Source organism: Actinoplanes solisilvae (assembly GCF_003999975.1).
Taxonomy (GTDB): Bacteria; Actinomycetota; Actinomycetes; order Mycobacteriales; family Micromonosporaceae; genus Actinoplanes; species Actinoplanes solisilvae.
This window is the reverse complement of record NZ_RJAC01000043.1, coordinates 1-24,175: the sequence shown is the minus strand read 5'-3', so window position 1 is coordinate 24,175 and position 24,175 is coordinate 1. Positions and strand designations below refer to the sequence as shown.

The 24,175-nt window shown below is 71.4% G+C and carries 14 protein-coding genes and 2 pseudogenes; 7 read left to right on the top strand and 9 right to left on the bottom strand.

The genetic code is table 11. From position 1 onward, the window contains the following. Positions 1-10 precede the first annotated feature (10 nt). The 3 genes from EER30_RS44680 to EER30_RS44670 are packed head-to-tail and all read right to left on the bottom strand — an operon-like array spanning position 11 to position 4,652. Complete coding sequence (locus EER30_RS44680) at positions 11-1,186, bottom strand: cytochrome P450 (protein ID WP_127508774.1); 1,176 nt, start codon at positions 1,184-1,186, stop codon at positions 11-13. 3 nt (positions 1,187-1,189) lie between these two features. After that, on the bottom strand, positions 1,190-2,440 hold the full coding sequence (locus EER30_RS44675; RefSeq protein ID WP_127508771.1) for a glycosyltransferase: 1,251 nt from the start codon (positions 2,438-2,440) through the stop codon (positions 1,190-1,192). A 10-nt stretch (positions 2,441-2,450) separates the two neighbouring features. Then, complete coding sequence (locus EER30_RS44670; RefSeq protein WP_349290922.1) at positions 2,451-4,652, bottom strand: glycoside hydrolase domain-containing protein; 2,202 nt, start codon at positions 4,650-4,652, stop codon at positions 2,451-2,453. Between the two features lie 209 nt (positions 4,653-4,861). Here EER30_RS44670 and EER30_RS44665 point away from each other — a divergent pair, with 209 nt between their 5' ends. Beyond that, positions 4,862-7,177 carry an Hsp70 family protein gene (locus EER30_RS44665; RefSeq protein ID WP_127508765.1) on the top strand — a complete coding sequence of 772 codons (2,316 nt, stop codon included), beginning with the start codon at positions 4,862-4,864 and terminating at the stop codon, positions 7,175-7,177. A gap of 285 nt (positions 7,178-7,462) precedes the next feature. On the opposite strand, the gene EER30_RS44660 is transcribed toward EER30_RS44665, so the two are convergent. Then, on the bottom strand, positions 7,463-7,867 hold the full coding sequence (locus EER30_RS44660; protein WP_127508762.1) for a hypothetical protein: 405 nt from the start codon (positions 7,865-7,867) through the stop codon (positions 7,463-7,465). Between the two features lie 186 nt (positions 7,868-8,053). On the opposite strand from EER30_RS44660, the pseudogene EER30_RS49235 reads away from it, so the two are divergent. Continuing rightward, positions 8,054-8,149, top strand: a pseudogene (locus EER30_RS49235) (hypothetical protein); the annotation flags it as partial. A gap of 155 nt (positions 8,150-8,304) precedes the next feature. On the opposite strand, the gene EER30_RS44650 reads toward EER30_RS49235, so the two are convergent. The 4 genes from EER30_RS44650 to EER30_RS44635 all read right to left on the bottom strand — a co-directional run bounded on the left by EER30_RS44650 (position 8,305) and on the right by EER30_RS44635 (position 14,623). Continuing rightward, positions 8,305-9,678 (bottom strand): dynamin family protein, encoded by a 1,374-nt coding sequence (locus tag EER30_RS44650; RefSeq protein WP_127508759.1) that lies wholly within the window; start codon positions 9,676-9,678, stop codon positions 8,305-8,307. Continuing rightward, complete coding sequence (locus EER30_RS44645; RefSeq protein WP_240670722.1) at positions 9,675-11,366, bottom strand: dynamin family protein; 1,692 nt, start codon at positions 11,364-11,366, stop codon at positions 9,675-9,677. The genes EER30_RS44650 and EER30_RS44645 overlap by 4 nt, the downstream gene beginning before the upstream one ends. A gap of 526 nt (positions 11,367-11,892) precedes the next feature. Continuing rightward, positions 11,893-12,357 carry a hypothetical protein gene (locus tag EER30_RS44640; protein ID WP_127508753.1) on the bottom strand — a complete coding sequence of 155 codons (465 nt, stop codon included), beginning with the start codon at positions 12,355-12,357 and terminating at the stop codon, positions 11,893-11,895. Between the two features lie 103 nt (positions 12,358-12,460). After that, complete coding sequence (locus tag EER30_RS44635; RefSeq protein WP_164842754.1) at positions 12,461-14,623, bottom strand: helix-turn-helix domain-containing protein; 2,163 nt, start codon at positions 14,621-14,623, stop codon at positions 12,461-12,463. A 174-nt stretch (positions 14,624-14,797) separates the two neighbouring features. Here EER30_RS44635 and EER30_RS44630 point away from each other — a divergent pair, with 174 nt between their 5' ends. The 5 genes from EER30_RS44630 to EER30_RS44610 all read left to right on the top strand — a co-directional run bounded on the left by EER30_RS44630 (position 14,798) and on the right by EER30_RS44610 (position 24,106). Further along, entirely contained in the window at positions 14,798-16,390 is a 1,593-nt protein-coding gene (locus tag EER30_RS44630; RefSeq protein ID WP_240670721.1) for an acyl-CoA dehydrogenase family protein, read from the top strand. Between the two features lie 9 nt (positions 16,391-16,399). Continuing rightward, positions 16,400-17,629: an MFS transporter gene (locus EER30_RS44625; RefSeq protein WP_127508744.1), complete on the top strand. Its 1,230-nt coding sequence runs from the start codon at positions 16,400-16,402 to the stop codon at positions 17,627-17,629. A 44-nt stretch (positions 17,630-17,673) separates the two neighbouring features. After that, the gene (locus tag EER30_RS44620) at positions 17,674-17,889 is read left to right on the top strand and encodes a hypothetical protein (RefSeq protein WP_127508741.1); all 216 of its coding nucleotides are present in this window, start codon (positions 17,674-17,676) and stop codon (positions 17,887-17,889) included. Positions 17,890-18,696: 807 nt separating this feature from the next. Next, complete coding sequence (locus EER30_RS48240) at positions 18,697-18,942, top strand: hypothetical protein (RefSeq protein ID WP_205650698.1); 246 nt, start codon at positions 18,697-18,699, stop codon at positions 18,940-18,942. A gap of 124 nt (positions 18,943-19,066) precedes the next feature. After that, positions 19,067-24,106 (top strand): hypothetical protein, encoded by a 5,040-nt coding sequence (locus EER30_RS44610; protein WP_127508738.1) that lies wholly within the window; start codon positions 19,067-19,069, stop codon positions 24,104-24,106. Here the strand turns inward: EER30_RS44610 and EER30_RS49865 are convergent. After that, a pseudogene (locus EER30_RS49865) lies at positions 24,056-24,175 on the bottom strand (IS630 family transposase); the annotation flags it as partial. The gene EER30_RS44610 and the pseudogene EER30_RS49865 overlap by 51 nt on opposite strands.

Here is a 24,175-nt window from a genome sequence, read left to right as displayed (position 1 = left end):
GAAGATCTTTCTAGCCGGTCGGGGCAACGCGAACGGCCGGCCCGGACAGCCGCAGCCGGACCGAACGGTAGGCGCGCAGGACGAACGTCGGGCGGTTGACCGGCTCCTCGGCCAGTTCCAGCCGGGTGCCGGCGGCCAGCAGGGCGGCCAGGGCGCCGCGCAGTTCGAGGCGGGCGAGCGGCGCCCCGAGGCAGAAATGCAGGCCCGCACCGAAGCCGAGGTGCGGGTTCGGGTCGCGGCCGACGTCGAAGGTGTCCGGGGAGTCGAAGACGACCGGGTCACGATTGGCCGCGCCGAGCAGGGCGGCGATCGATGCGCCGGCCGGGATGCGTACGCCGGAGACGTCGACGTCGGCGGCCGCTGTGCGCACGAACATGTGCAGCGGGGGGTCGTACCGGATCATCTCTTCGGCCGCCGTCGGGAGCAGGGACGGGTCGGCGCGCAGGCGGGCGTGTTCGGCGGGGTGGCGCAGCAACGCGACGATGCCGCCGCCGAGCGCGTTGACCGACGCCTCGTGGCCCGCGTTGAGCAGCAGGATCGCCGACGCCACCACCTCGTCGGGCGTGAGACCGTCCACGAGGTGGCTGATCAGGTCGTCACGCGGATCCGAGGTACGCAGCGCGGCCAGCCACCGCAGGTAGGCGGTGAACTCGCGGCACGCGTCGAGGGCCGCTGCCTCGTCGGACGGCGTACGGGACAGCTCGTACATCCGGACGATCGCCGCGGACCACGGCCGCAAGCGATGCCGATCGGAGGCCGGCACCCCCAGCAGCTCGGCGATGACCGTGACCGCGAGGGGCTCGGCCACGTCGGCCAGCAGGTCGAACTCCGGGCCCGCGGCCGCCACGAGAGCAGCGGCCTGGGTCTCGATCTCCGGCCGCAGCCGTTCGACATGTCCCCGGGCGAAGGCCCGCGCCACCACCGACCGCAGCCGGGTGTGGGCCGGCGGCTCGTTCTCCATCATCTGATTGCGGTGCAGCAGGTTGAACGGCTCATAGAACTCCGAAGGCTCCCGATCCGTCCAGAACCGCCCCAGCCGCCGATCGCGGAGCACGGCGGAGGCCGCCGTGTGACTCGCCGCCAGGAACTGGCCGGAGGAAGGATGCCAGGTCACCGCCCCGCGTTCGCGCAGCCGCGCCAGCCCCGGGTACGGGTCCCGGACGAACGCGGGGTCGGTGAGGTCCATGGACTACACGGGGAAGAGCGAGTCGAAGACCGCCGTACGATCGAAGGTCATCGCCTTCTTCAACGCGCGGGCCGCCATCTCCTCGCGTTCCGAGACGGTCATCTCCATGACGGCGTGGTCGAGCGCGTCGGCCAGCCCGTGAATGTCGCCCGGCTCGACGATGATCGCCGTGTCGCCGACCGCCTCGCCGGTGCCGCCGGTCAGGGTCGTCACCACCGGGCCGCCGCCGGCCAGCATCTTCTCGGCCAGGGCGATCCCGAACGTCTCGACGAAGTCGGGCTCCGGCTTGGTCGGCAGCGCGTACGCCGCGCACCCGCGCATGAGCAGCGGCTTCTCCTCGTCGTCGACGTCGTTGAGGAAGATGATCCGGTCGTCCTCCTTGGCCATCGCCCGCACGTGCTCCAGCGCCGGCCCGTTGCCCGCGACGACCAGCTTGACCCGGTCGCGGCTGCGCATCTCGCCGTACGCGATCACCAGGTCGTAGATCCCCTTGGCCCGCGCCACCCGCGACAGGAACAGGATGTACCCGTCACGTTCGAGCCCGCGCCGGGCCAGCGCCGCGTCGACGGCGGCCGGTTCGAGATCGACGTACGCCGAGGAGTCGATCGGCGGATAGCTGACCGTCACCCGTTCCCGGCATTTCGCCGCGAACGACGTGCCGCAGGTCGCGTCGACCTCCTCGGCCGACGCGATGATCTCGTCCCGGGTGTACTCGGAGACGGCGACCACCTCGTCGTTGGCGAGGAACGTGGTGAACAGGACCGAGGCCGCGCCGAAGCGGCCCTCGCGCAGGCACGAGCGGATGACGTTGGTGACGTCCGAGCCGACCGCCTTGGCGATCGTGTGCACGTCCGGCGCGAAGCCGGCCGCGCGGGCCGCGGTGACCGCGTCGACGACCACCTGGGTGTGCGGCACCAGGTACATCGACAGGCAGACGGTCGGTATCGGCTCGGCCAGCAGCTCGACCAGCCGGCCGGTGAGCCCGGCCAGGTGCCGGCCGTCGGGCACGCGGTAGTCGCCGACCGCCTCGGGCCGTTCGACGGTGATGCCCTTGCTGTAGGGCAGGAGCCGGTCCAGCGGCTTGAGCGGCAGACCGGCGGCCTGCAGCACCGGGATCGGCCAGGTGAGCAGGCGGACGTCCGTGAAGCCCCGGGTGAGCGCGACCTCGGCGAGGTTGCGGGCCTCGCCGGAGTGGCCGCAGATCACCGGGTCCGCGCGGACCACGATGACAAGACGACGATCAAGATCGGTCAACGTTGGTTCCTTAGGTGACGAGAGGGTCGGACAGAGAGGGCGGGCGGTTCCCGCTCCCCCAGCTCGACGGCTCCGGGCCCAGCCGCAGGTGCAACCGGCCGCCGCGGTGCACGTCGGCGGCGCTCAGGTGGGTCGCGTGCAGGGGCTTGCCGTTCAGGGTGGCCGACTGGACGTAGAGCGGCTCCGGTTCACGGTCGACGCCGTCGACGCCGATCGGGGTGTCGCGGTGGCCGCTGGTCTCGACGACGAACTCGCCGCCCGGGACCTGGACCGCCGAGCGTTCGAAGGCCGGCGCGTTGACCAGGAACAGGTGCTGGCCGGCCACCGGGAACAGGCCCAGCGACGCCCACACGTACCAGGAGGACAGCCCGCCCGAGTCGTCGTTGCCCGGCAGCCCGCCCGGCCCGGTGCCGAACTGCCAGGTGAGCGCCGAGTGCACGATCTGGGCCGTACGGTCGGGGCGTCCGGCGTAGTGGTAGGCCCACGGTGCTTCCATGTCGGGCTCGTTGTTGAGACCTTCGAAGCGCTTGAGGGCGTACCCGTCCCGCATCTCGGACGGCGACGGGCGCGGGCCGGGTTGCTTGACCGGGTCGGCGCCGTAGCCGAAGAACCGGTCGAGCTTCTTGATGAACCGGGCGTCGCCGCCGGCCACCTCGATGCGCGCGCGCATGTCGTGCAGCAGCCGGAACGAGTAGTTCCACTTGCCGCCCTCGTAGAACTCCGAGTTGCGCAGCAGGCCGCTGTCCGGGTCGAACGCGTTGATCCAGCCGCGGCTGCGTTCCTCGAGGTCGGCGGCGAGGCGGTGGTCGTTGAGCGCGCGCGCCACCCGGGCGGTGCAGTGGTAGCCGTACGCCAGGTCGAGGGTGTGGGTGATCGGGTGGACGACGCCGTGCTCGTAGAAGTCCTCGCCGTACATGCGGCGCAGGTCGTCGACCATGTGCACGAGCGCCCAGGCCCAGTCGATGCCCGCGGTGCCCAGCGCGTGCGCGTCGGCCAGGGCGGTGTGCGCGAGGGCGCTGGCCTGGCGGAAGAACCGGTCGGCGCCGCGGGCCATCCGGTAGCCGATCGGGAAGTTGCCCTCCTCCTCGCACACCCGGATCAGCGATTCGAGCAGGTCGGCAGCGCGGTCGGGCACGAGCGCGGACAGCAGCGGGAGCTGCGTCTTGTAGATGTCCCACATCGTGCACACGTCGAAGGCGTACGGGCCGCTGTTGGGCCAGAACGGGCTCTCGTCGTCGGCGAAACACGGCTTGATCAGGGCGTGGTAGAGCGACGTGGCCAGCACCGTGCGCCGGGCCGGCGTACCCCCGTCGACTTTGACCTTGTCGAGGTGTTCGCGCCATTTGGCCCGCGTTTTCGCCCGTACGACGGGGAACGCGGGACTTTCCGAGCCGCACTCGCGCCGCAGGTTCTCCCGGGCCTGGTCGCACCCGCGCAGCGAGAAGCCGAGCCGCACCTCGACCGTCTGCCCCGGCCGTGTGGAGCCCATGAACAGCATGCCGAACGGGCGCAGGTTGGTGTGCCGGATGCTGTCGAAGTCGAGCCTCGTGCCGCCGTCGATCAGGCGGCGGTCGTACCAGAGCATCTGCCGCCAGTGCGGGCTGTCGACCTCGACGTGGACCGAGAGCGGCACGCCCTCCATGACGACCGTGCCCTGCGCCCGGCCGTGGCCCATGCTCTCGATCTGGGCGCGCAGCGGCACCGTGCGGCCCAGCTCGGTGGCGAGCCCGCCGCAGGACAGGTCGATCACGACGCGGGCGCTGCTGTGGGCCGGGAACGTATAGCGGTGGACCGCGACCTTCTCGCCGACGGTGATCTCGCTGCGGATGCCGGTGTCGAGCGTGGCCGCGTAGTAGCCGGGGGACGCCTCCTCGTTCGACAGTGCCCACGAGCGGCCGAGGTCGTCGAGCTGCTGCACCATCGGGGTCACGCGAACGTAGTTGTAGTACTTGCGGATCGCGCCGGTGCCGGACTGCTGGAAGTGGGTGAACCCGGACGCCTGGAGCTGCCCGAACATCGTCTCGGGCACGCCTTCGGTGTTCTTGGTGTAAAGCCCGTAGCCGGTCGGGTAGGCCCCCGAATAGGCGCAGGCGGAGACCATGCCGAGCGGCGAGGTCGCCCCCGGGTGGGTGTTGCCCACCTGGGGTTTGGGCCACCACCAGGTGGCGGCCAGTCCGCGGGCGGGAGGCAGGTCCGTCGCCGCGGTGCCGATGAAGGGATCAACGTTGTCGAGAATGGCGGGACTCTATCCAGCGCCGCACGGCCGGAGGTTTCGTCAAGATGAACTCCCCGAGTCAGAAGTGGATCTTGCAAGTTTTGCCTGCCTGACGATCCATTCTGTCGCAAATCCGGCCGGTTATGCGGCGCGGTTACCCTTTCGGGCAGCGGCGGGACTAGCGGGTCTTTGGGACCATCTGTGGCGTGAAGCGGACTTACGGCCTCGGCATCGACTTGGGCACCACCCAAACCGCGGCGGCGGTGCGCGACGACGACGGCCGCGTCGACGTCGTGCGGCTCGGCGGGCGGCGCGCCGAGATCCCGTCGCTGGTCTTCGTGAAGGACGACGGCGAGCTGCTCATCGGCGAGGCGGCCGAGCGGCGCGGCCCCGGCGAGCCGTCCCGCCTGGCCCGCGAGTTCAAGCGGCGCATCGGCGACCCGGTGCCGATCCTGGTCGGCGGGGCCCCGTTCTCGGCCCACGCGCTGACCGCCCGGCTGCTGCGCCACGTGCTCGACGAGGTGACCCGCCTGCGCGACGCACCCCCGTCAGCGATCACGCTGACCCAGCCGGCCAACTGGGGTCCCTACAAGCGCGAACAATTCGCGCAGGCGGTGCGGCTGGCCGACGCGGGCGACGTCCGGGTGATCACCGAGCCCGAGGCGGCGGCGCTGCAGCACGCCACGGCCCGACGGATCGCTCCCGGAGAGACCGTCATGGTGTACGACCTGGGCGGCGGGACGTTCGACGTGGCGTTGTTGCGCCGCGACGGGGACGGCTTCACGCTGCTGGGCGAGCCCGAAGGCGTGGAACAGCTCGGCGGGGCCGACTTCGACGAGGCCGTGTTCGCGCACGTGGTGGCGGCGCTGGACGCTTCATTCGACCCGGACGACGACGAAGTCGTGAGCGCCCTGTCCCGGCTGCGGCGTGACTGCGTCGAGGCGAAGGAGGCACTCTCGTTCGACACCGAGACGGAGATCCCGGTGGCGCTGCCCGGGGTGCACACCCGGGTGCGGCTCAACCGGTCCGAGCTCGAGTCGATGATCGCGCCGTCGCTGGAGGACACGGTCGCGGCGGTGCGGCGGGCGCTTCGGGGGGCCGGGGTCCCGGCCGCGGACGTCAGCGCGATCCTGCTGGCCGGGGGGTCGTCGCGGATCCCCCTGGTCGGGCAGATGCTGTCCGAGGAGTTCGGCCGGCCCGTCGTGGCCGACCCGCATCCGGAGCACAGCATCGCGATGGGCGCGGCGATCGCCACGGCGCCGGTGCAGGCGCCCGCATCGTCACTCCCGGCGCCCGCGCCCGCTGCCCGCGTTCAGGCGGCTGTTCCCGCGCCGGCTCTTGCTCCGGTGGTCGCGCCGCGCAGCCCCGCTCAGCCCACTCCGACGCAGGTCATGCCGACCCCGATGCCCGCGCCGGTGCCATCGCCCGTCGCGTTCGCCCGCGGGGCGGCCACCGTGCCGAGCCCCGCTTCCCCGCCGTCGACGACTGAGGAGCTGACGCCGATCGCCGTCGACGTCCCCCTCCCATACCAGATCGAAAGCCCTCGCCGCACCCGCCGGCTCGCCATGTCGGGGGCCGCGCTCGCCGTGCTGCTGGCCGTCGCCGCCGGCACGTATCTCGTGCTCGACCGCGACAAGAACCGCGGGAACGCCCAGACGCCCGGCCCCGCCTCTTCGTCCACGGCCCCCGGCATCCCGACCGACGCCGCGATCCTCGTACGCGTCGACACCGGACCGGGCGGCATCACCGAGCGCTTGTCGAAGGTGGCCTCGTTCAAGCCCGCCCTCGGCACCCCGCGCACCCAGCTCAAGGGCACCCAGACCGGCGACTGGCTGCCCCGCTGGTCACACGACCGCGAGCAGATCGCCCTGACCCACTTCAACCCCGGCTCGACCAGCGACATCGTCGTCATGAACCGCGACGGCGGCGAACGCCGGGTGTTGCTGCGCGGCGTCACCAGCGGCCGCGTCACCTGGTCGCCCGACGACACCCAGCTCGCATTCGTGAAGAAGGTCCGCGACATCAACCAGATCTTCACGATCCCGGTGGCCGGCGGCACCCCCACCCAGCTGACCTTCTCGGGCGCGACCAAGGACGACCCCGTGTGGTCCACGAAGGGCAACAAGATCATCTACTGGGCGGAACGCAACGGCGTCAAGCAGATCTTCGAGCTCTCGGCCGACGCCCCGCAGGAGCCCGGCCGCGCCGTCACCACCCCCGCCCAGGGCAACGCCGTCGACCCCGCCCTCTCCCCCGACGACTCGAAGATCCTCTACACCCGCCAGGTCAACGACGACGACTCCGACATCTGGATCATCAACACCAACGGCTCCAACCCCGTACGCCTGACCGACGACCCGGCCCGCGAGATGGACCCGTCCTGGTCACCCGACGGCTCCTGGTACGCCTTCGTCCGCGGCCCTTACGAGGCGCCCACGGTCGTGGCCCAACGCCCCGACGGCACCGGCGAGACGCTGCTGACCGCCAAAGGCGCACGGGAGGGCCACCCCTGCTGGTTCTGACATGGCCGTCACCCCACGTGCCGGGCTTCGACAAGCGTGGCCAGCACGACCTCAGCCTCGTCGAGTGGAAGACGGCTCAGGACTGGGCGCGCATCGGCTTCTGGCCCGGCGCTGTCGGCGAGGCCCTGGCCGCGTGGCGGCAGATTGCCGACCAGCCGCGCAAGAGGCGACATCTTCCCTGCGACTGCTGCGGCCGCCACCCGCGGGCGCTCCTGCAGGAAGCATTGAACGTCCTCCCCACACGACCAAGTGGGATGGACGGCGCCGGCGTCGTCCGGGCTGGAGCTAGAACGAGCTGAAGCTGTCCACGTCGATCAGGGTGAGCACCTCGGTACGCACGGCCGGGCATTCCGCCTTGGTCGCCGCGTCCAGGGCGGCGCCGTTCTCCGGCTTGCCGTGAGACTCGAAGAAGGTGGCCAGCTTGCCGGCCAGGTTGGCGTGCCGCCCTACGGGACTGCCGACCTCCTTCAGCGCCGGGATCTCGCCCTTCAGATAGGCGCAGACGTCTTTCGCCGAATAGGCGCCGCCCGTCCGGGTCGCTCCGGCGTCACCAGACCGGGTCGCTTTGGCGTCGCCCGCCGCAGGTGCGCCGCTGGACGGCGGGTCGGTGTCGGCCGAGGAGCAACCGGGCAGCACCGCGGTGCTGATGATCAGGGCGAGGAGCGCCGCGAGGCGTTGCTGAGAGGTCATTGTCTGCCGTTCCTGTCCGAAGTAGGCGGTGATCGCAAAGTTTGGTAGAGGGAAGCGCTATCGAATAGTGCACTACTCTACCGAGGTGTCTGTCAATCGCCGATCCGTCTCGCCGCGCAACCGGGAGCAGGCGAGGCGGGATTCGTGTCGTCGGCCCGCACCGCCGTCGCCGCAGGCTTCGACGGGATGGAGCTGCGCGGCGCCTTCGGTTTCCTGCTGCGCCAGTTCCTGTCCACAAACGTCAACCAGCGTGACGACGAGCGGGGAGGCGGCATCGCGGGCCGGATCCGGTTTCCCGTCGAGGTGGTCAAGGCCGTCGCGGCGGCCATCGGGCTGGAACGGGCTGCACCGACTACCCGGCCCTTCGCCCGGGGGAGCACTGACCTCGCCGATCGAGACCCGGCGGCGAGGCCGGGTGCTGGTCCGCGGCTCACGCGTCAACCGGCCAGGATGCCCTCGCAGGTGCGGGCGGCCGCGCGGGCCGCGGCGCGCACGTCGCGGGAGGACAGTGGGTGTTCGGCCAGGCGTTGCCAGCGGGCCTGGGCGGCGCGGGCCGCGTCGGCGATCTCTTCCGGCGGGGCCGACGACGGCAGGCCCAGCCGGTCGCGGGGCGAACCCCCGGCACCGCCGAGGAGCAGGTCCAGTTCGCCGCGGCGGTCGTCGGCGACCCCCAGGCGGCCCGAGCGCAGGTCATGCAGCAGGCGCAGTTCGACGAACTCGTGAGCGCCGGCGCGGATTCGTTCGGCGGCGGCGATCAGTGGGGAGCCGGGCGGCAGGCAGTCGTCGAGGGCGGCCAGGGCCGTACGGGCCTTGAGCACGTCGGCGCGGCCCTCGATGTGGGTGGCCAGCACCGCGCGCAGCGACGAGATGCCACTGTGTGAGGTGAGGGCGGTGGCGAGCCCGGCCGCGTCGGTCACCTCGCCTTCGCGGATGAGGCGCGCGCTCAGCCGTACGCCGAAGAGGCCGAGCCGCCCCAGGAGCCGCCGCCGATCGTCAATGGCGGCGAAGCGGTCGGCGGTCAGCAACAGCTCGACGATGTCGTCCATCGGCAGGGCCGCGACCTGGGCCAGTGCGCGGTATTCGTCCTCGCGCAGCGTCGCCCCGGCCGCGCCCAGCAGGCCGGCCACGGGCACCACGACCGGGCAGAGCCGCCGCAGCCGTTCGTCGGACGTGTAGCGCGCGGCCACGCGGGCGGCGGCCGTCATCGCGTCAAGCCGGCAGCCGCCGATCTCGTCCGCCCGCGACAGCACCCCGACCACGTTCACCGGTGTCCCCACCCCACCCTGGAAGGTCTCGAGGAACCGCACGTCGCCGCCGTGCAGATGGCGCAGCAGGTAGACGACCGCGTCGGCCCCGCCGTGCACCGTGCTCGCGCGGGCCGAGACCTCAGTGGACAGCGACTCGATGCCGGGCGTGTCGATGAGCGTGTGCCGTCGCAAGCGCGCGCTGGGTACGCGCACCGTCAGCCGGTCGACGTCGTCGATCGGATGCCCCAGGTCGATGCGCAGGGCACCGTCGCGCCGCACGAACGGGCGGTCCTCGGCACGGCCGTCGCGCAGATGACACATGGCCATGTAGCCGGGACCGTCGGCATACCAGGTGACCAGGCGCGTGCACTCCCCCGCGTCGGTCGGCGCCACACCCTCGCCGATCAGCGCGTTGAGCAGCGTCGACTTCCCGGCCTTGAGCTTACCCGCGATCGCCACCCGCAGCGGCTCGTCGAGGCGGTGCCGCGCCCGCACCAGCCGCGGGTCGCCGGTCGCGCCGACGGCCTGGTCGAGCAGCTCTCTCGTACGCGAAAGGAGGGTCATGCCTCCAACCTGCCCAGAAGCGATCGTCGCTGGTGTTCGGGCAGGGCGGCGACCTCCCGTACGGCGGCCGAGGCCGACGCGGCGGAACGGCTCAACTCGCGGGCTCTTTCCGCGAACTCGTCGCGCAGATGCCGTTGCGTGCGCCGGACCGCCTCACGACTGTCGCGACCGACGTGGAAACCGACCTCGTCGACGTACCGTCGCAGCTCTTGACCGGCCTGGTGGCGACGTTGCTGCACCTGGCGCTCCTTCTCGGCCCTGACGAGCCGCCGCCCGAACGCGACGCCGGCCAGCAGCCCCAGCGGCGCCGCCCACGCCACACCGACCAGTGCTCCCACGCCGCCGAGCAGGAAGAAGCCACCGTACGCCACCCGGGCCGCGCTGAACGCGCCTAGGAACTGCTGCAGACCCGACTGCTGGAAGTCGAGCTCGAAGTCACGGGCCTTGTGCAGAGCCGGTACGGCCGGGGGCAGCGTGGCACTGAGGTCGTGCGCCTCCATCCCGAAACGCCGGGCCACCTCACCCGCGAGCTGTTCGGCCCGGTTGACCAGCAGCATCAGGTTGTCGGCGGCCGCCCGGGACGCCTCGCGCGCGGCCCACGCCTGGAAGTCACGCCACGTGTCGCGCGGGTCGGACGCGGCCAGCAGCGCCTCCCCCTGGTTGATCATCAGCCGGAGCCGTTCGCGCAGGTCGTGGTCGACGTCGGCCGCGAGGTCCTGAATCCCGTCGCCGAGCACGGTCTGCCACGTGCCGGTCTCGAGGCGGGCGCCGCGGCGAGCCTTCTCCGCGTACGCAGCCACAGCCGTCCCCGGATCGACCGCGGCGGCCCGTTGCGCGTCGAGGCGTTCGCGCAGCTGGGCAGTCACGAAGGACAACTCGGCCCGCGCGGCGGCAACCCGCTCGGCGGCGACGGTCTCGAGCAGGTCACAGCGCAGCCAGTCGACCAGGCGCGGGAAGCCGGACTCCTCGTTCAGCGCCGTGTCGTCGCGGACCTGGGCGCGCAGCCGCAGGAACGACGAGACGGGCACGACCGGCACGTCGAGCCCGGCCGCCCGCAGGTGCCCCTCGTTGATCGCCGCGATCCGCCGCCACTCCGCGTGCAGGTCGGTCTTGGTCAGCACCACCGCCGTGCGCGGGCAACGCTGCAGCGTACGCCGGAGGAAGTCGACCTCGGGGGCGGTGAGCTCCTGCGCCGCGTCGGTCACGAAGAGTGCGGCCCCGGCCAGCGTGAGCGTCGCCATCGTCAGGTTGCCCTGGGCCGATTCGAGCCCGCCGACGCCCGGCGTGTCGATGACCGCGAGGCCCGCCCCGAGCAGCCGCCGGTCGAGACGCACCTCGACGGCGCGGGCGGCGGGCTCGGCGTCGATCTCGGTGATGTGCTTGGCCGCCTCGGAGAACTCGATCGCGTCACGCTTGTCGTTGTCGGCGATCAGGAACGCGGCCGGTGGCCGTCCGAACCGGACGATCGTGGGCAGCGCGGTGACGACGTCGGCGTCGACCGGGCACAGGTCGGTACGCAGCAACGCGTTCACCAGCGAGCTCTTGCCCTGCTTGAACTCGCCGACAACGGCCACGGCGATGTCGGCGCCCGTCCGCAGGGTCGTCTCGGCCCGCTCAAGACGGGCGGCCAGGTCGGCGCGACCGGCCGCGACGGCGAGCTCACGCCCGGTGGCGAGCTGGGCGAGCACGTCGGTCAACCCGCTCCCCCTCCGCTTCGTAACGCCCGACCATATCGTCTGCCGCCATCCGATCACGCGACGGAAATCCGACACGTACGGGGGACTGGCCGTGTGCGACGTTGTGCGCCATCCTTCCAACCCAGGACTCTCGTCCTGCACCGGCCACCGCATCCCCCGGACCTTCGCACGCGCCGCCCGGCACGGCACCCCGAGCGGCGCGTGCGAAGCCGGGATGCGGATGTGGCCTCGGGAGACGTCGTGGCCCGATGGTGGCCGGCGGCAGGGGCAGCCGCCGGCCACCAGGGCCACCGCTTCGCGCTGCGACCACCGTCCTGGCGCCGAGCAGGAAGCTCTCCGGTGGTCGTGCCGATTCAACGCGCGCGGAAGTTCAAGCCGTCGTGCCGCCTCGACGCAGGCGCAAGATCAGGCCGTCGTGCCGCCTCGACGCAGGCGCAAGATCAGGCCGTCGTGCCGCCTCGACGCAGGCGGAAGTTCAAGCCGTCATGCCGCCTCGACACCGGCGCAAGATCAGGCGTCAGCCGACGGGCGCTGTCACCAGCATCTCGGCTATCAGGCGGGCCATCGTCTCCGCCTGCACTTCGGGCAGGCCGCTGAGCAGGGCGAACTCGCGGCACCGCAACGCCACCCGGGCCGCCTGCTCGCCTTCGAGATGCGGCAGTTCGCTCTCCGGAGCGGCCGGTCGGTCGATCGAGGCGGCCACGGCCCGGCGCCGGCGCCACCGGCCGAGCAGCCCGTCGTCGTCCCCGGCCCACCCGGCGAGCAGGTCGGTGGCCAGCGCGTTGAGCAGCACCACGGCCACCGGCGCAACCGCCTCGGGCCCGGCCGCCCGCGCGCGCAGCACGTCGTACGTGATGCGGCGGCGCACGTCGCGGTCGTGGTGGAAACCGGCGCTGATCATCGGCAGCGCGTCGAGCTCGGCCGGCGCCAACCGCCCGACCAGGGCCCGGGCAGCGGCTTCAAGCGTGAATCTCGGGGTCATCCTGCGACTCTGCGCCCGTTCCCGTTCGCTTCATCCGAGCAGCGAACGATTGCCCGCACTGCCCAGGTCAACGGCCCTTCCCGTACGAATCTTGAGCGAACTCTCAGAGGCGGCGTCGCACCTCGTCGGCCTCGTCCGCGCGTCCCTGTTCGTCGAGCAGCTCCACGGCCCGCGCCCACTCGGCCCGCGCTCGTGACTCGTCCAGCACCTCGCCGAGGCGTACGAGAGTGTTGGCCTCGGACGACGAATTGCGCAGCCCGCGATAGAGCGTGATCGCCGCCCGATAGTGACGCTCCGCCTCGTCCCGGTCCCCCGCCGCGGCCGCCGCGATGCCGAGGCTGTCGAGCGCCGCCGCCTCCCCCGACGCGTTGCCCAGCTCGCGATGCAGCCCGAGGGCCTCCGTGCAGTGCCGCCGGGCCTCGTCCGGGCGGCCGAGACGGGCCAGGCACTCGCCGACCGCGTTGAGCGCGATCGCGATCCACACCGGATCACCCAGCTCGCGGAACAGTTCCAGGGCCCGCTGCGCGTGGTGCAGGTGCTCGGGTCCGGCCGCGCCGAACTGCAGGGCGCGGTGGCTCTGCGCGAGCCCGGCGAGGTCCCTGTTCCCGGCGAACCAGGCGCGGGCCTGCTCCAGCAGCGGCAGGGCCTCGTCGCGGCGGTCGGCGCGGGTCAGGATGTTGCCGAGGCAGAGCCGGGCCAGGGCCAGGGCCTCGGGGTCGCCGGACCGCTCGGCTGCTGTCAGACCCCGCCGCCAGGCCTGCTCGTGCGCGGCGAACAGCCCACGCCGGTAGTGGTAGTCGTCGAGACTCCACGCGAGCTGCCACACCATCGCGTCCCAGCCCTGCCCGGCGGCGTAGCGCTGCAGGCCGGTCAGCATCGGGTAGCGGCCGTCGAACCAGCTCATCGCGTCCCCGGCCGGCCGCATCGGCACCACCAGCGGCCCCGGATCGTCCAACGTGACCGCGGGCCGGTGCGGGCTGAGCTGCTGCTGCGCGGCGTGCGCCCCGGCGAGCAGCGAGTCGGCCAGCCGTCGCCGCGCGGCGATCCGCTCGTCGAGCGCCAGTTCGGCCTCGGCGCGGGCGCGGGCGAACGCGAGGACCAGGTCGTGCATGCGGAACCGGTCGCGGGCGGGCTGCTCGAGCAGGCTCTTGCTGACCAGCAGATGCAGCAGACCGGCGGTCTCGGCGAGCGGCCGCCCGAGCAGGCTGGCCGCCCCGGCCAGCTCGACGTCGACGCCGGGACAGAGCCCCAGCAGCCGGAACGCGGCGCGAACGTCGGGCCCGAACCGGTCGTACTCGGACCAGAAGATGCCCGGAAGCTCCGGCCCGTCGCGATAGAACGCGGCGACCTCGCCGAGCGGCCACCCGGCCTGGATCACCGCCTGCGAGCGCACGATGCTCAACGCCAGGGGCAGCCCACCGCACAGCCCGACCAGCTCGTCGAGCGCGCCCGGATCGGCCTCGGCCCGGCTCGCCACCGCGCCCGAGGCCAGCAGCGACCGCGCCTCGGGATCGGTCAGCCCGGCGAGCTGCAACGCCCCGGCACCCCAGCCGACCAGCAGCTCACGCAGGTGATTGCGGCTGGTGACGATCACGGTGCTGGGCCCGTCGGGCAGCAGCGGCTCGATCTGCCCCAGCTCGGCCACGTTGTCCAGCACGACCAGCAGCCGCCGCCCCCGGGTCACCTCGCTGAAGAGCGCGGCCTGGTCATCAGCGTCGGCCGGGATCGCGCCCGCCGCGACGCCCAGCGCCCGCAGAAAACGCGGCAGCAGCTCGGGCGGCCAGGCCGGCTCGGCACTCTCGGCGAACCCGCGCAGGTCGGCGTAGAGCTGCCCGTGGGGGAACTTCGCCAGGTGGCGGTGCGCCCAATGCAGCACGAACCACGTCTTCCCGACTCCGGCCAGCCCGCTGACCCGCGTGATGGTTCGCTGCGGCGCACCCCGCCCCAGCACTCCCGCAAGCGACGAGAGCACGTTCAGGTCGTCCCCGCGCCCCACGAACCCCTGCGGCGCCGCCTTGACCAGTCGCGCGACCTTCACGGTCTCCGGCTTGGCGACCCGAATCTGCTGCGCCGTCCGGGCGAGCGCACCGACCCGCACCACCTCGTCCTCGGTAGCGCCCATGGCTTCGGCGAAGGCGACCGCGGCGGACGGGCTCGGCACCCGGTTGCCCTTGAGCACGTCACTGACATACCCCGCCGACCCGACCCCGGCCCGCCGGGCAACCGCCCCGAACGTCATCGCCCGGCCACCCACGGTCGTACGCACCCTGATCTCATTGAGCAGATGCCGAAGCTGCTCAGCAGGTCCTCCACCAGTCATCGGCGTCCCCAGGCCAGATCGACTCCCTCAACCATGCCCGTCCGCGGCCCCAGCGGCGATGTCAGTCTCCGGACACGTCGGCGCTGGCCCGGCAAGTTACCCAGGAGTAGATTCCGGGGGGTGACGCACGAGGTGTTCAACCAAGCGCCGCCCCTGGTCGACTACGACGTCGCGGCTGATCAGGCGCTGCTTGCCGCCGTCGGGCGTGAAGGGGCGGCCTGGGCGACCGGTGACCTGCACCGGCTGGGCAAGCTGGCGGGCACGGCCGAGCCGCAACGCTGGGCCGACGAGGCGAACCGGTTCGAGCCGCGACTGCAGAGCCACGACCGGTACGGGCATCGCGTCGACGAGGTCGACTTCCACCCCTCGTGGCACAAGTTGATGGAGGTCGCGGTCGGCGAGGGCCTGGCCGGCGCCTCCTGGTCCGACGACCGTCCCGGCGTGCACGTGGCCCGCGCGGCCGGACTGTTCGTCTGGTCGCAGGTCGAGGCCGGCCACTCCTGCCCGATCTCGATGACCTACGCCGTCGTCCCCGCGCTGCGCCACGCCTCGGAACTGGCCGCCCGTTACGAACCGTTGCTCGCCTCCCGGTCGTACGATCCGGGTCTTCGCACCCCCGTGGCCAAGGCGGGACTGCTGGCCGGCATGGGCATGACCGAGAAGCAGGGCGGCTCCGACGTGCGGGCCAACACCACCACCGCCACCGCGGAAACCGACGGCACCTGGCGTCTGCGCGGCCACAAGTGGTTCACCAGCGCCCCCATGTGCGACCTGTTCCTGGTGCTCGCCCAGGCACCGCAAGGGCTCTCCTGTTTCCTCGTGCCCCGCGTGCTGCCCGACGGCACCCGCAACACGTTCCGCATCCAGCGCCTCAAGGACAAACTGGGCAACCGCAGCAACGCCAGCAGCGAGCCCGAGTTCGACGACACGGTCGCGTGGCTGGTCGGCGACGAGGGTCAGGGCGTGCGCACGATCATCGAGATGGTCGCGATGACCCGCCTCGACTGCGTGACCGGTTCGGCGTCCGGCATGCGCGCCGCCCTCAACCAGGCGATCCACCACACCCGGCACCGGCACGCGTTCGGCGGACCCCTCGCCGACAAGCCCGCCATGAGTAACGTACTGGCCGATCTGGCCCTGGAGAGCGAGGCCGCCACCGTGCTCGCCATGCGGCTGGCCGGCGCGGTCGACCGCAACGAGCAGGCGTTCAAGCGCCTGGCCATCGCGGTCGGCAAATTCTGGGTCTGCAAACGCCAGCCCGCCGTGGTCGGCGAGGCCCTCGAATGCCTCGGCGGCAACGGCTACGTCGAGGAATCCGGGCTCCCCCGGCTCTACCGCGACGCCCCTCTCAACTCGATCTGGGAGGGCTCCGGCAACGTCCAGGCCCTCGACATTCTCCGTACGCTGCGACGCGAACCCGACAGCCTCGAGGCGTTCCTGGCCGAGGTGGCGCTGGCCGCGGGCGCCGACCGCCGGCTCGACGCCGCGATCGCCGGGCTCAAAGGCGCGCCCACCGAGGAAGAGGCCCGCCGCGTCGCCGAGCGGATGGCCCTGGTGCTGCAGGCGTCCCTGCTCGTACGGCACGCCCCGCCCGCGGTCGCCGACGCGTTCTGCGCCAGCCGGCTCGGCGGCGACTGGGGGCACACGTTCGGCACCCTGCCGCCCGGCGCCGACACCGCCGCGATCGTGGAGCGCGCCGCACCCGCCCGGTAGGGTGCCCCGGTGGCACTCGGCTCTGACTTCCGCCGCCTCTGGTCGGCCTACGCGATCAGTGAGCTCGGCACCGGGGTCGGCTTCAGCGCGATACCCCTCATAGCCGTCCTGGTCCTCGACGTCTCCTCGCTGCAGGTGTCACTGCTGGCCGCCCTCGGTGGGCTGGCCGCCGCCGCCCTCGCGCTGCCCGCCGGCCCGTGGATCGAGTTCCACCGCAAACGCCCCGTCATGATCGCCGCCGACCTGGCCCGCTTCGCCGCCGTCCTCAGCATCCCGCTCGCCCTGCTCTCCGGCTCGCTGACCTACACCCAGCTCTGCCTGGTCGCCGTGGTGCAGTCCGTGGCCACGATCCTCTTCGCCTCGGCCAGCGGCGCCCACCTCAAGGCCCTGGTCTCCCCGGCCGACCGCGACGCCGCCAACGGCCGCTTCGAGGCCACCCTGTGGACGTCCCTGAGCGCCGGACCGGCCCTCGGCGGCGCGCTGACCTCCGCTCTCGGCATCGCCTGGACCCTGACCGTCGACGCGATCAGCTTCCTGCTCTCCGCCGTCGGCGTCCGTTCCCTGCGTACGCCGGAGCCCGCCCCGCCCGTCCCGGTCTCCCGCGGCAGCCGACTGACCGAGATCACCGCCGGCTGGCGCCACATCATGACCCACCGCGACCTCCGTACGATGTTCCTCAACCAGCAGCTCTTCGCCGGCGCGATGATGGCCGCGTCCCCGCTGCTCACGGTCCTGATGCTGCGCGAGGAGCACCTGAGCCCGTGGCAGTACGGCCTCGGCTGGGGCGTCGCCTGCCTCGGTGGCGTCCTCGGCGCCCTGACCGCCGGCCGCCTGACCACCCGCTTCGGCCGCCACCGCGTCCTGCTGGTCTCCGGCGTGGGCCGCGCCGCCTGGCTGTGGGCCCTGGCGTTCCTGCCCGCCGGCGTCCCCGGCCTGCTCCTGATGATCGCCGTCGAGCTGCTGGCCCTGTTCGGCTCCGGCGTCTTCAACCCCGCCTTCGCCACCTACCGCATGACCGAGACCGCCGACGGCTACCTGGCGCGGGTGATCGCCTGCTGGTCCATCACATCCCGTACGGTCCAGCCCGTCTGCATAGCCCTCGGCGGCCTTCTCGCCACCCTCACCTCGCTGCGCACGGCTCTGCTGATCTGCGGCGCCGGTGTCCTGGCCAGCTCGGCCCTGCTCCCCTGGCGCAGCTTCCGCCGCATTCCCGACAAGGCGTATCCGGCCCCCGCCTGACCGGCCCTCTCCAGGTGGCATCCATCGCACCCGGAGGTGAGGAAATGAGCACCATCCTCAAAGCAGTCTTCTCGGCCCTGGCCAGCGGCATGATCGCCTTCCTGTCGTCCCTGCTGACGGCCCTGCAGGGCGAGAACACGGGCTTCGCCACCATCACCGACGGCCAGTGGGTGACCGCCCTGCTGTCCCTGGTGGTAGCCGTGGCCGGCACAGGCACAGTCACCTACCAGGTCCGCAACCGCACCCCCGAACACGTCTGACCGACGCCTCCCTTCGGCCGCGGCGCTCATGGCAGCCTTCCCGGACGCCGCGGCCGATCCGGGCCGGTTCGATCCGCACCGCTTCCGCTGCAGGACCGACGTGCACCTCCACGCGGGACCCAATACACCACAATGGACCTCAGCGGCCACCGTTCGGCGAGGCTTGCGAGCCCCTGACCTTGGTGGTGAGCGGATCGCGGGGGAACGGCAGAATGGGCGCGTGCCTGAGATCTTCGTCGACCTGGGATCCGTGGAGGCGCCGTCGGGTGTGCTGGTGCTCCGCATGGGCGGATGGATCGACCACTGGCCGGTCCTGGGTCAGCGTTTGCCCGAACGCGCGCGGAGTCGTCGGGAGGCGGGCATCTCCGGAAATGGTTGTGCGAGGCGGTCGCGGTGCCGGCCGCGGGTGACCGGCCGTTGAGGGTTCGGGCGAGCACCTCGCCGTCCCCGTTCGACGGGGACGGCGATCGCGACGCTGGAGATCGAGCTGGGACTTCCGTGGAACCGTGAGCCGGTGCGGCTCGGGGATCTTCCCGTCGACCCGTTCTGCACGGTCGTCGGTGACGCCGTGGCGCTAGACTCGTGGACGGGAGTGAACGGCGAGCCGGCCGATGGGCTCGCCAACCTCTCCCACTGGGGTGGCCGATGCGCGGACGATGTGCGGCCGCGGTTCGGCGGCGAACGCATCGCTCAGGGCGGCGGCGAGGGACCGTACGGGTGGGTGGATGGATCTGCCGTTGGCCGAGGCGACCGCGCTTGCGGCTGAGATCACCGCTTGGAGCGACCGCCGCCACGGCAAAGGGGCTCATGGTCGCGGTCGACGAGCACACCGATTTCTACCGCGGCCGGCGGGCCGGGTGGCACCATCCGCTCCGGGCCGGCGCTGTCGAGGTCGGGAGCTGCCCGGTGCTCTGTCTCGGGTGGGAGCCGGGCGACCACTCGGTGCGGCACAACGGGGAGCGGGCCGCTAGGCAGGTCTATCCTGTGACGCTCGAAGCTGGCGAGGTGGGCGGGACGGTCCTGCGATGGACGATCCCGCCCTACCACGCCTAGGCGACTGACGGTGCCGGGTCAGGCGGCCCGGCGGCGCGCGCGAATGGCCATGACGAACCGGCGGCTGTCACATGACCCTTGTCAGGTATGACAGGATCGCTCCGGCGTCGGCGATGATGAGCGGGTGCGGACTCTCCTGTCTCGACGGCTCCTCACGATTGCCGGGCTGATCGTCGCGGCTGTAGTGCTCGGCGGGCTCGGTCTCCTGCTCGGGCACCTCGGCCTGGAACGGGCCGACCAGCTCTCCAGCATCCTGGCCCTGTTCGTCGGCGTGCTGGCGCTCGGCGCCGCGGTGACGGCACTGCGCCAGGGGAAGACCCCCGGCGCGCATGCCCTTCTGAGCCGCCGTCACCGGACGGCCTGGGGACGCCGCCCGCTTCGGCGGGATGTCCACTTTCTCCTGGAGGCCACCAAGGCGGCGGCCGACCGGTCCAGCAATCGCCTGCTGGGAGGCCGCCGCACCACGGTGTCCGCGGTTTACGTGAGTCAACGGGTCGAGCAGCCGCAGGCGCCGGCGCCCGCACGCCCGGGCCGCCGGATGGCCGCCCGATTCGCCGACGAGCGACTGTTCCTGCCGTTCGACGAGCAGCCCCGCGTGATCCCGGTACGCCGGCCGTTGGAGCGAGTGTTTGACCAGCACCCGCATCTGCTGATCGAGGGTGGCCCCGGCAGCGGCAAGTCGACGACAGCTGGGCAGATCTGCCGGCAACTCGCCGCGTCCTGGCTGACCGCGGACGACGACGGCCGTCGCCTCTCCTCCCAACCACTGCTCCCGTTGCTGTTCACGGCCCGCGCGCTCGCCGATCAGATCGAACTGTCCTGGCCGCAGGCGCTGGCCGCAGCCGCGTTCCAAGCCTTGGGTCTGGGCAGCAGGGGTGTCGTCGACCCGAGCCTGCTGGCCGACGCCGTGGACGGCGTCCGGTGGCTGGTGGTGGTGGACGGGTTGGACGAGGTGCCGGTGGAGGAGCGCGAAAGCTTCTTCGAGCGCCTGTCCGCCTGGACATCGGCCTCGGACAACAGCCCGTACCGGCTACTCCTCACCACTCGCCCGCTGGCCGGGCACGCGACCGCGATGCTCGGCGTGGGGTCGATCGGCCACTACTCGCTCGTGCCGTTCGACACCAGGGCGCTGGCCGACTTCGCCCGGCTGTGGTTCGGCGCCGACGACGACGGACCTCGGTCGGCGGCCGGATTCCTCACCCAGGTCACTTCGGCAGGATTGCAGGAAGTCGCGTTCGTGCCACTGATGGCGACGATCGCCATCACCGTTTACGAATCGGACCCTGACACCGGGCTGCCTCGCAACAGGCACGACCTGTACGAACGCTACCTGCATTGGCTGTGGCAGCGTAGCGCAGACCGCCGCTCCGCGGCACGGACCGATCTCGCGGCCACTGTCGGCCTCGACGATGAGGGCACCAAGGCTGTGGACATCCTCTATTCGAGGATGGGCGAGTTGCTGCAGGAACTGGCCGTCGTACGGGTCGAGAGCCGCCGTTCGCTGGTGCTCTCCGCGATCGATTGGCTCCGGCACGAGGTCGGCCCGATCACCGGCCGGCCCGCCGAGGAATGGGCCCGACTGGTAGCCGAGGCCCTGGTCAGCACCGGCGTCCTCAGCCGCCGCGGCGCCGGTCCGGACTTCATCCACCTGACGTTCGCCGAGCATCTCGCCGCCCGGCGGTACGCGGTGGATCTCACCGATGAGTTCGATGCCGATGCCCCGGCTTGGCGGCAGTGGATACACCGAGCCAATCACAGCGATCCGGTCGCCATCGCCGTTCTGACGCGCTGGACTCGCGGGCACGGCGTCAACGAGCTGCTGACCAGGCTGCTCGGCGGCACGCGGTCTCATCGATCGACTGCGGTCCGGCTCGTCGCAGAGGGTGCACCGGCCGAGCCGGAGCAGCTAACCGCTTGTCTTCTGACCGTCGAGCAGGATCTGCGCGAGGATATCTGGGACGACGGCAAGGATTCGTTGTCCTTGGTGCGCCAGCTCCCGTCGGCACCGGCCGTCGTGCTCTGGCTCGGCGAACAACTCGACGTTGCACCGCCAGGATCGGCGGTCCGAGCCGCCATCGCCGGCTTGCTGGCTGACCGGGATCGGCGACAGCGGCCACAGTTGATCCGGGAGTTGCTGGCCGTCGTCGGCGGTGCGGGGGCGGTCGCGGGCAGCCTGGCGGCGGCACGGGCACTCGATGACCTCGCTCCGGAGCATGCGGAAGCCGTGGTCGAGAAATTGGTCGCCGTCCTGGAATCGGACCGAGGCTCAGCGGCCGAGCGGCTCGACGTGGCAACCTACCTCATCGGCTGCGAAGGCCGACCCTCGCCCGCAGCCACGCGCGTCATGACCGACATCCTGCGAAGCCCGACCGCGAACACCAGCCTCCGGCGTACCGCCGCTGAGACATTGGCCGAGTGGGAGGTCGGCACGAGAGACTCCATCGTCACCCAGCTTCGCGAGTCGTTGCGTGTCACGGCGGAACGGGATATTTACAAACAGGTGTCCATTGCGCAGGCGATGATCGCCATCATGCCGGAATGTCGCGATGAGGTCGGCCGTTGGGCCATGTACGTGTTCGGTGGGCGAGGAATGTTCGCGTTCAACCACGTCAGGCTTGCCCGGCTGGTCGCCGAATTGGGACCGGAGTACCGCGCGCAGGCGATCCACCAGCTCAAGGACCTTACCACCGTCCTCGACGTGACGCCGACCTCGACGGTTCAAGCAGCGATCGAGCTGGCCCGGCTGGGCGAGGACACCTGGCCGGACGCCGTCGAGATGGTCTGCGACGCGCTGTGGCAGGCGAGCCTTCGGTGGTGGGGGCCTCCGCGACCGAGCGTGCCGTTCATGGGCGGTCTGCACGCCCTCGATCGGCTGCTGCTGAGACAGATGATTGGGGCGTTGGAGGTCCGCGCCGCCTCCCCCTACATCGATCCTGCTGGCGTACAGGCGCTGCGCGCGGCCATGGCCGAAATTGATCCGCGCTACCAGGCCGACGCCGATGCTCTGGTGTCCGCGTTCGACGGACCGGCGATGACCATGAACGATCTTCAACCGATGTTGCAGCTGGCTCGATCGGGCACGTCGGACGGTACGCGTGAGTTCACGGTCAGCCTCTTGCGGTTGCTGACGGCGCCGACGGCCGACCCGCCGGAATCCGTCGCCGTCGAGGTTGCTATCGCCCTGTGCGGGCATGGGAACACCGACGCCGCTGCCGCCGAGGCCATACTGCGCCACGTGATGAGGGACGGATCAGCGCCGCCCAAGCAGCGTGCTGAGGCTGCCCTGCGCTTGACCGGCTACTCGCAGGACGCCGTCGACGCGGCGGCAGTGGTGATCGCGGTGGCCCGGGACCGGGCGAATGAGGGCTATCAGCGCTTCAGCTTCGCTCAAAACCTCGCTGCCATTCCCGCGCACCGCCAGGCAGCTCTCGTGGTCCTCGACGAACACCTGACGGACGCCCATATGGAGGAATGGGTATCGATCTACGCTGCCGACGAGATCCTGACGCAGTGTCCGAGCCAGGCCGGCGCCGTGATTGACCGGCTGTACCGCCTGCTGGCCGAGCGCACGACTTGGTCGTGGTCCGCGCGGATGGTCGCCGTCCAACTGTCGAAGTCCGCGCTGGCGTCCGCCATCGAACTGTGCGCGCGACTGATCGATGATCCCTATGCCCCGGTGAGTCTGAGGGTGACTGCAGCCAGGATTTTGATCGAGGCTGAGCATGGCGACGTCGAACGCTACCGCGCCATCGTGCTCACCCTGCTGTCCGATCCATACTTCCCCGCTAACGATCGGACACTGGGGTTGGAAGACGCGAGCGCCTACGCCAACCACGTGAAGGAGAGTGCGGCCGCCATCGCTCGCGATGTGCCTTGGACGTCGGCAACGCGCTTCTCGCACTACATGGGTGAACTTCTGCGATCCTCGTGTTCTGGAGGCGACGAGGACAGCAAGTCAGCCATCATCGACCTCCAACTGCGGTTGCTCGCAGACAGCGACCCCCAGCCGTTCGGCGTCGAGGCCGACCTGCCTTCCGGCCTGAGCGAGACAGACGACTGCGCCGCCGCACTGCGCGCCGCTCTCACCGCGGTGACGCCGACGGTCGCTGTCGTGACCGCCGTCGCCCATGTCCTTCCCGGCGAGGTCGCGGCAGTTGCCGCCGCCATTCGGCGGATCGTCGAGAACCCGGCCACCCCGCCGGGCGTCCGGGAGCAGGCACTGGCTGTTGAACTTCACCTCGATCCGGTTCACCGGGCGCCCGCCGTTGACCTTCTCGCGGCGAGCATGATGAGACCCGGCACCCCGACGGCGATTCACCGGCCTCGCTCGATCGATCCTCTGGCCGCCGCACGGCTGCTCTACCGATTCGTCAGACATCGGGCCGCGGCTGGTGCCGCTTTGGCTGGGGTCCTCAGTGACCGGGCCGGGACACACCTGCGGCGGCAGGAGGCCGGTGTCGTCCTCGCCCGGCAAGGTGGGCCGCACGCACGGCGATTGGTCGTCGAGGCGTACTTCCAGGACATGCGTGATCCTCGATTGTCGGTGGCGCTCCGGTGCGCAGCGGCGGTCAGCCGTGCCCAAACCGCGCCAGACACCACGGCGGACAGTCTGGCGTGGTTGCGCAGCGCCGAACGAGAGGCTCAATCCCAGGACGAGCGGACACGGATATGGCAGGCTCAGCTGTCGCTCGACGCGACGGACGACGCCGCTCTCAACGGATTGATCACCTTGGTGGCAGGTAAAGAAACGGAGCGCCGGCGGGTCCTGGCCGTGGCGGCCAAACTGGCCGACAGCACACCGGTGCACCGGCGCGCTGTGGGCGAGGCGTTGGAACGTCGCTTGCGGACGCCCGGGCTGGCGGCCGGCTATCGGGTCGCCCTTCTGGCGATTCTGATCGCGGATTTCTCGGACACAATCGCGAGCGGCAGTTCGGAGCTGCTGTCCGTCGTCACCGACGACACCATGTGCCCGGCCGTCCGGTTGCGGGCCGCCGAGGCCCTTCCGCGATCGATGCCCGGCGCCGCGGCTCAGGCTCGCGCCACCGTTCTCCGTGAACTACTGCACGACGCCGGCCTCTCGAACCACCATCGTATGAACGCGGGACGACTCCTTCTAAGCGCCTGGCCAGAAGTTTTGTCCGTAACCCGGCGGCAGCCAGGGTGAGGTCCAGGGCGCGGCGGTGGTCAGGTTCTGGCTGTCGGTGCGGTGCTGGAAGAAGGCATGGGCTTGGCG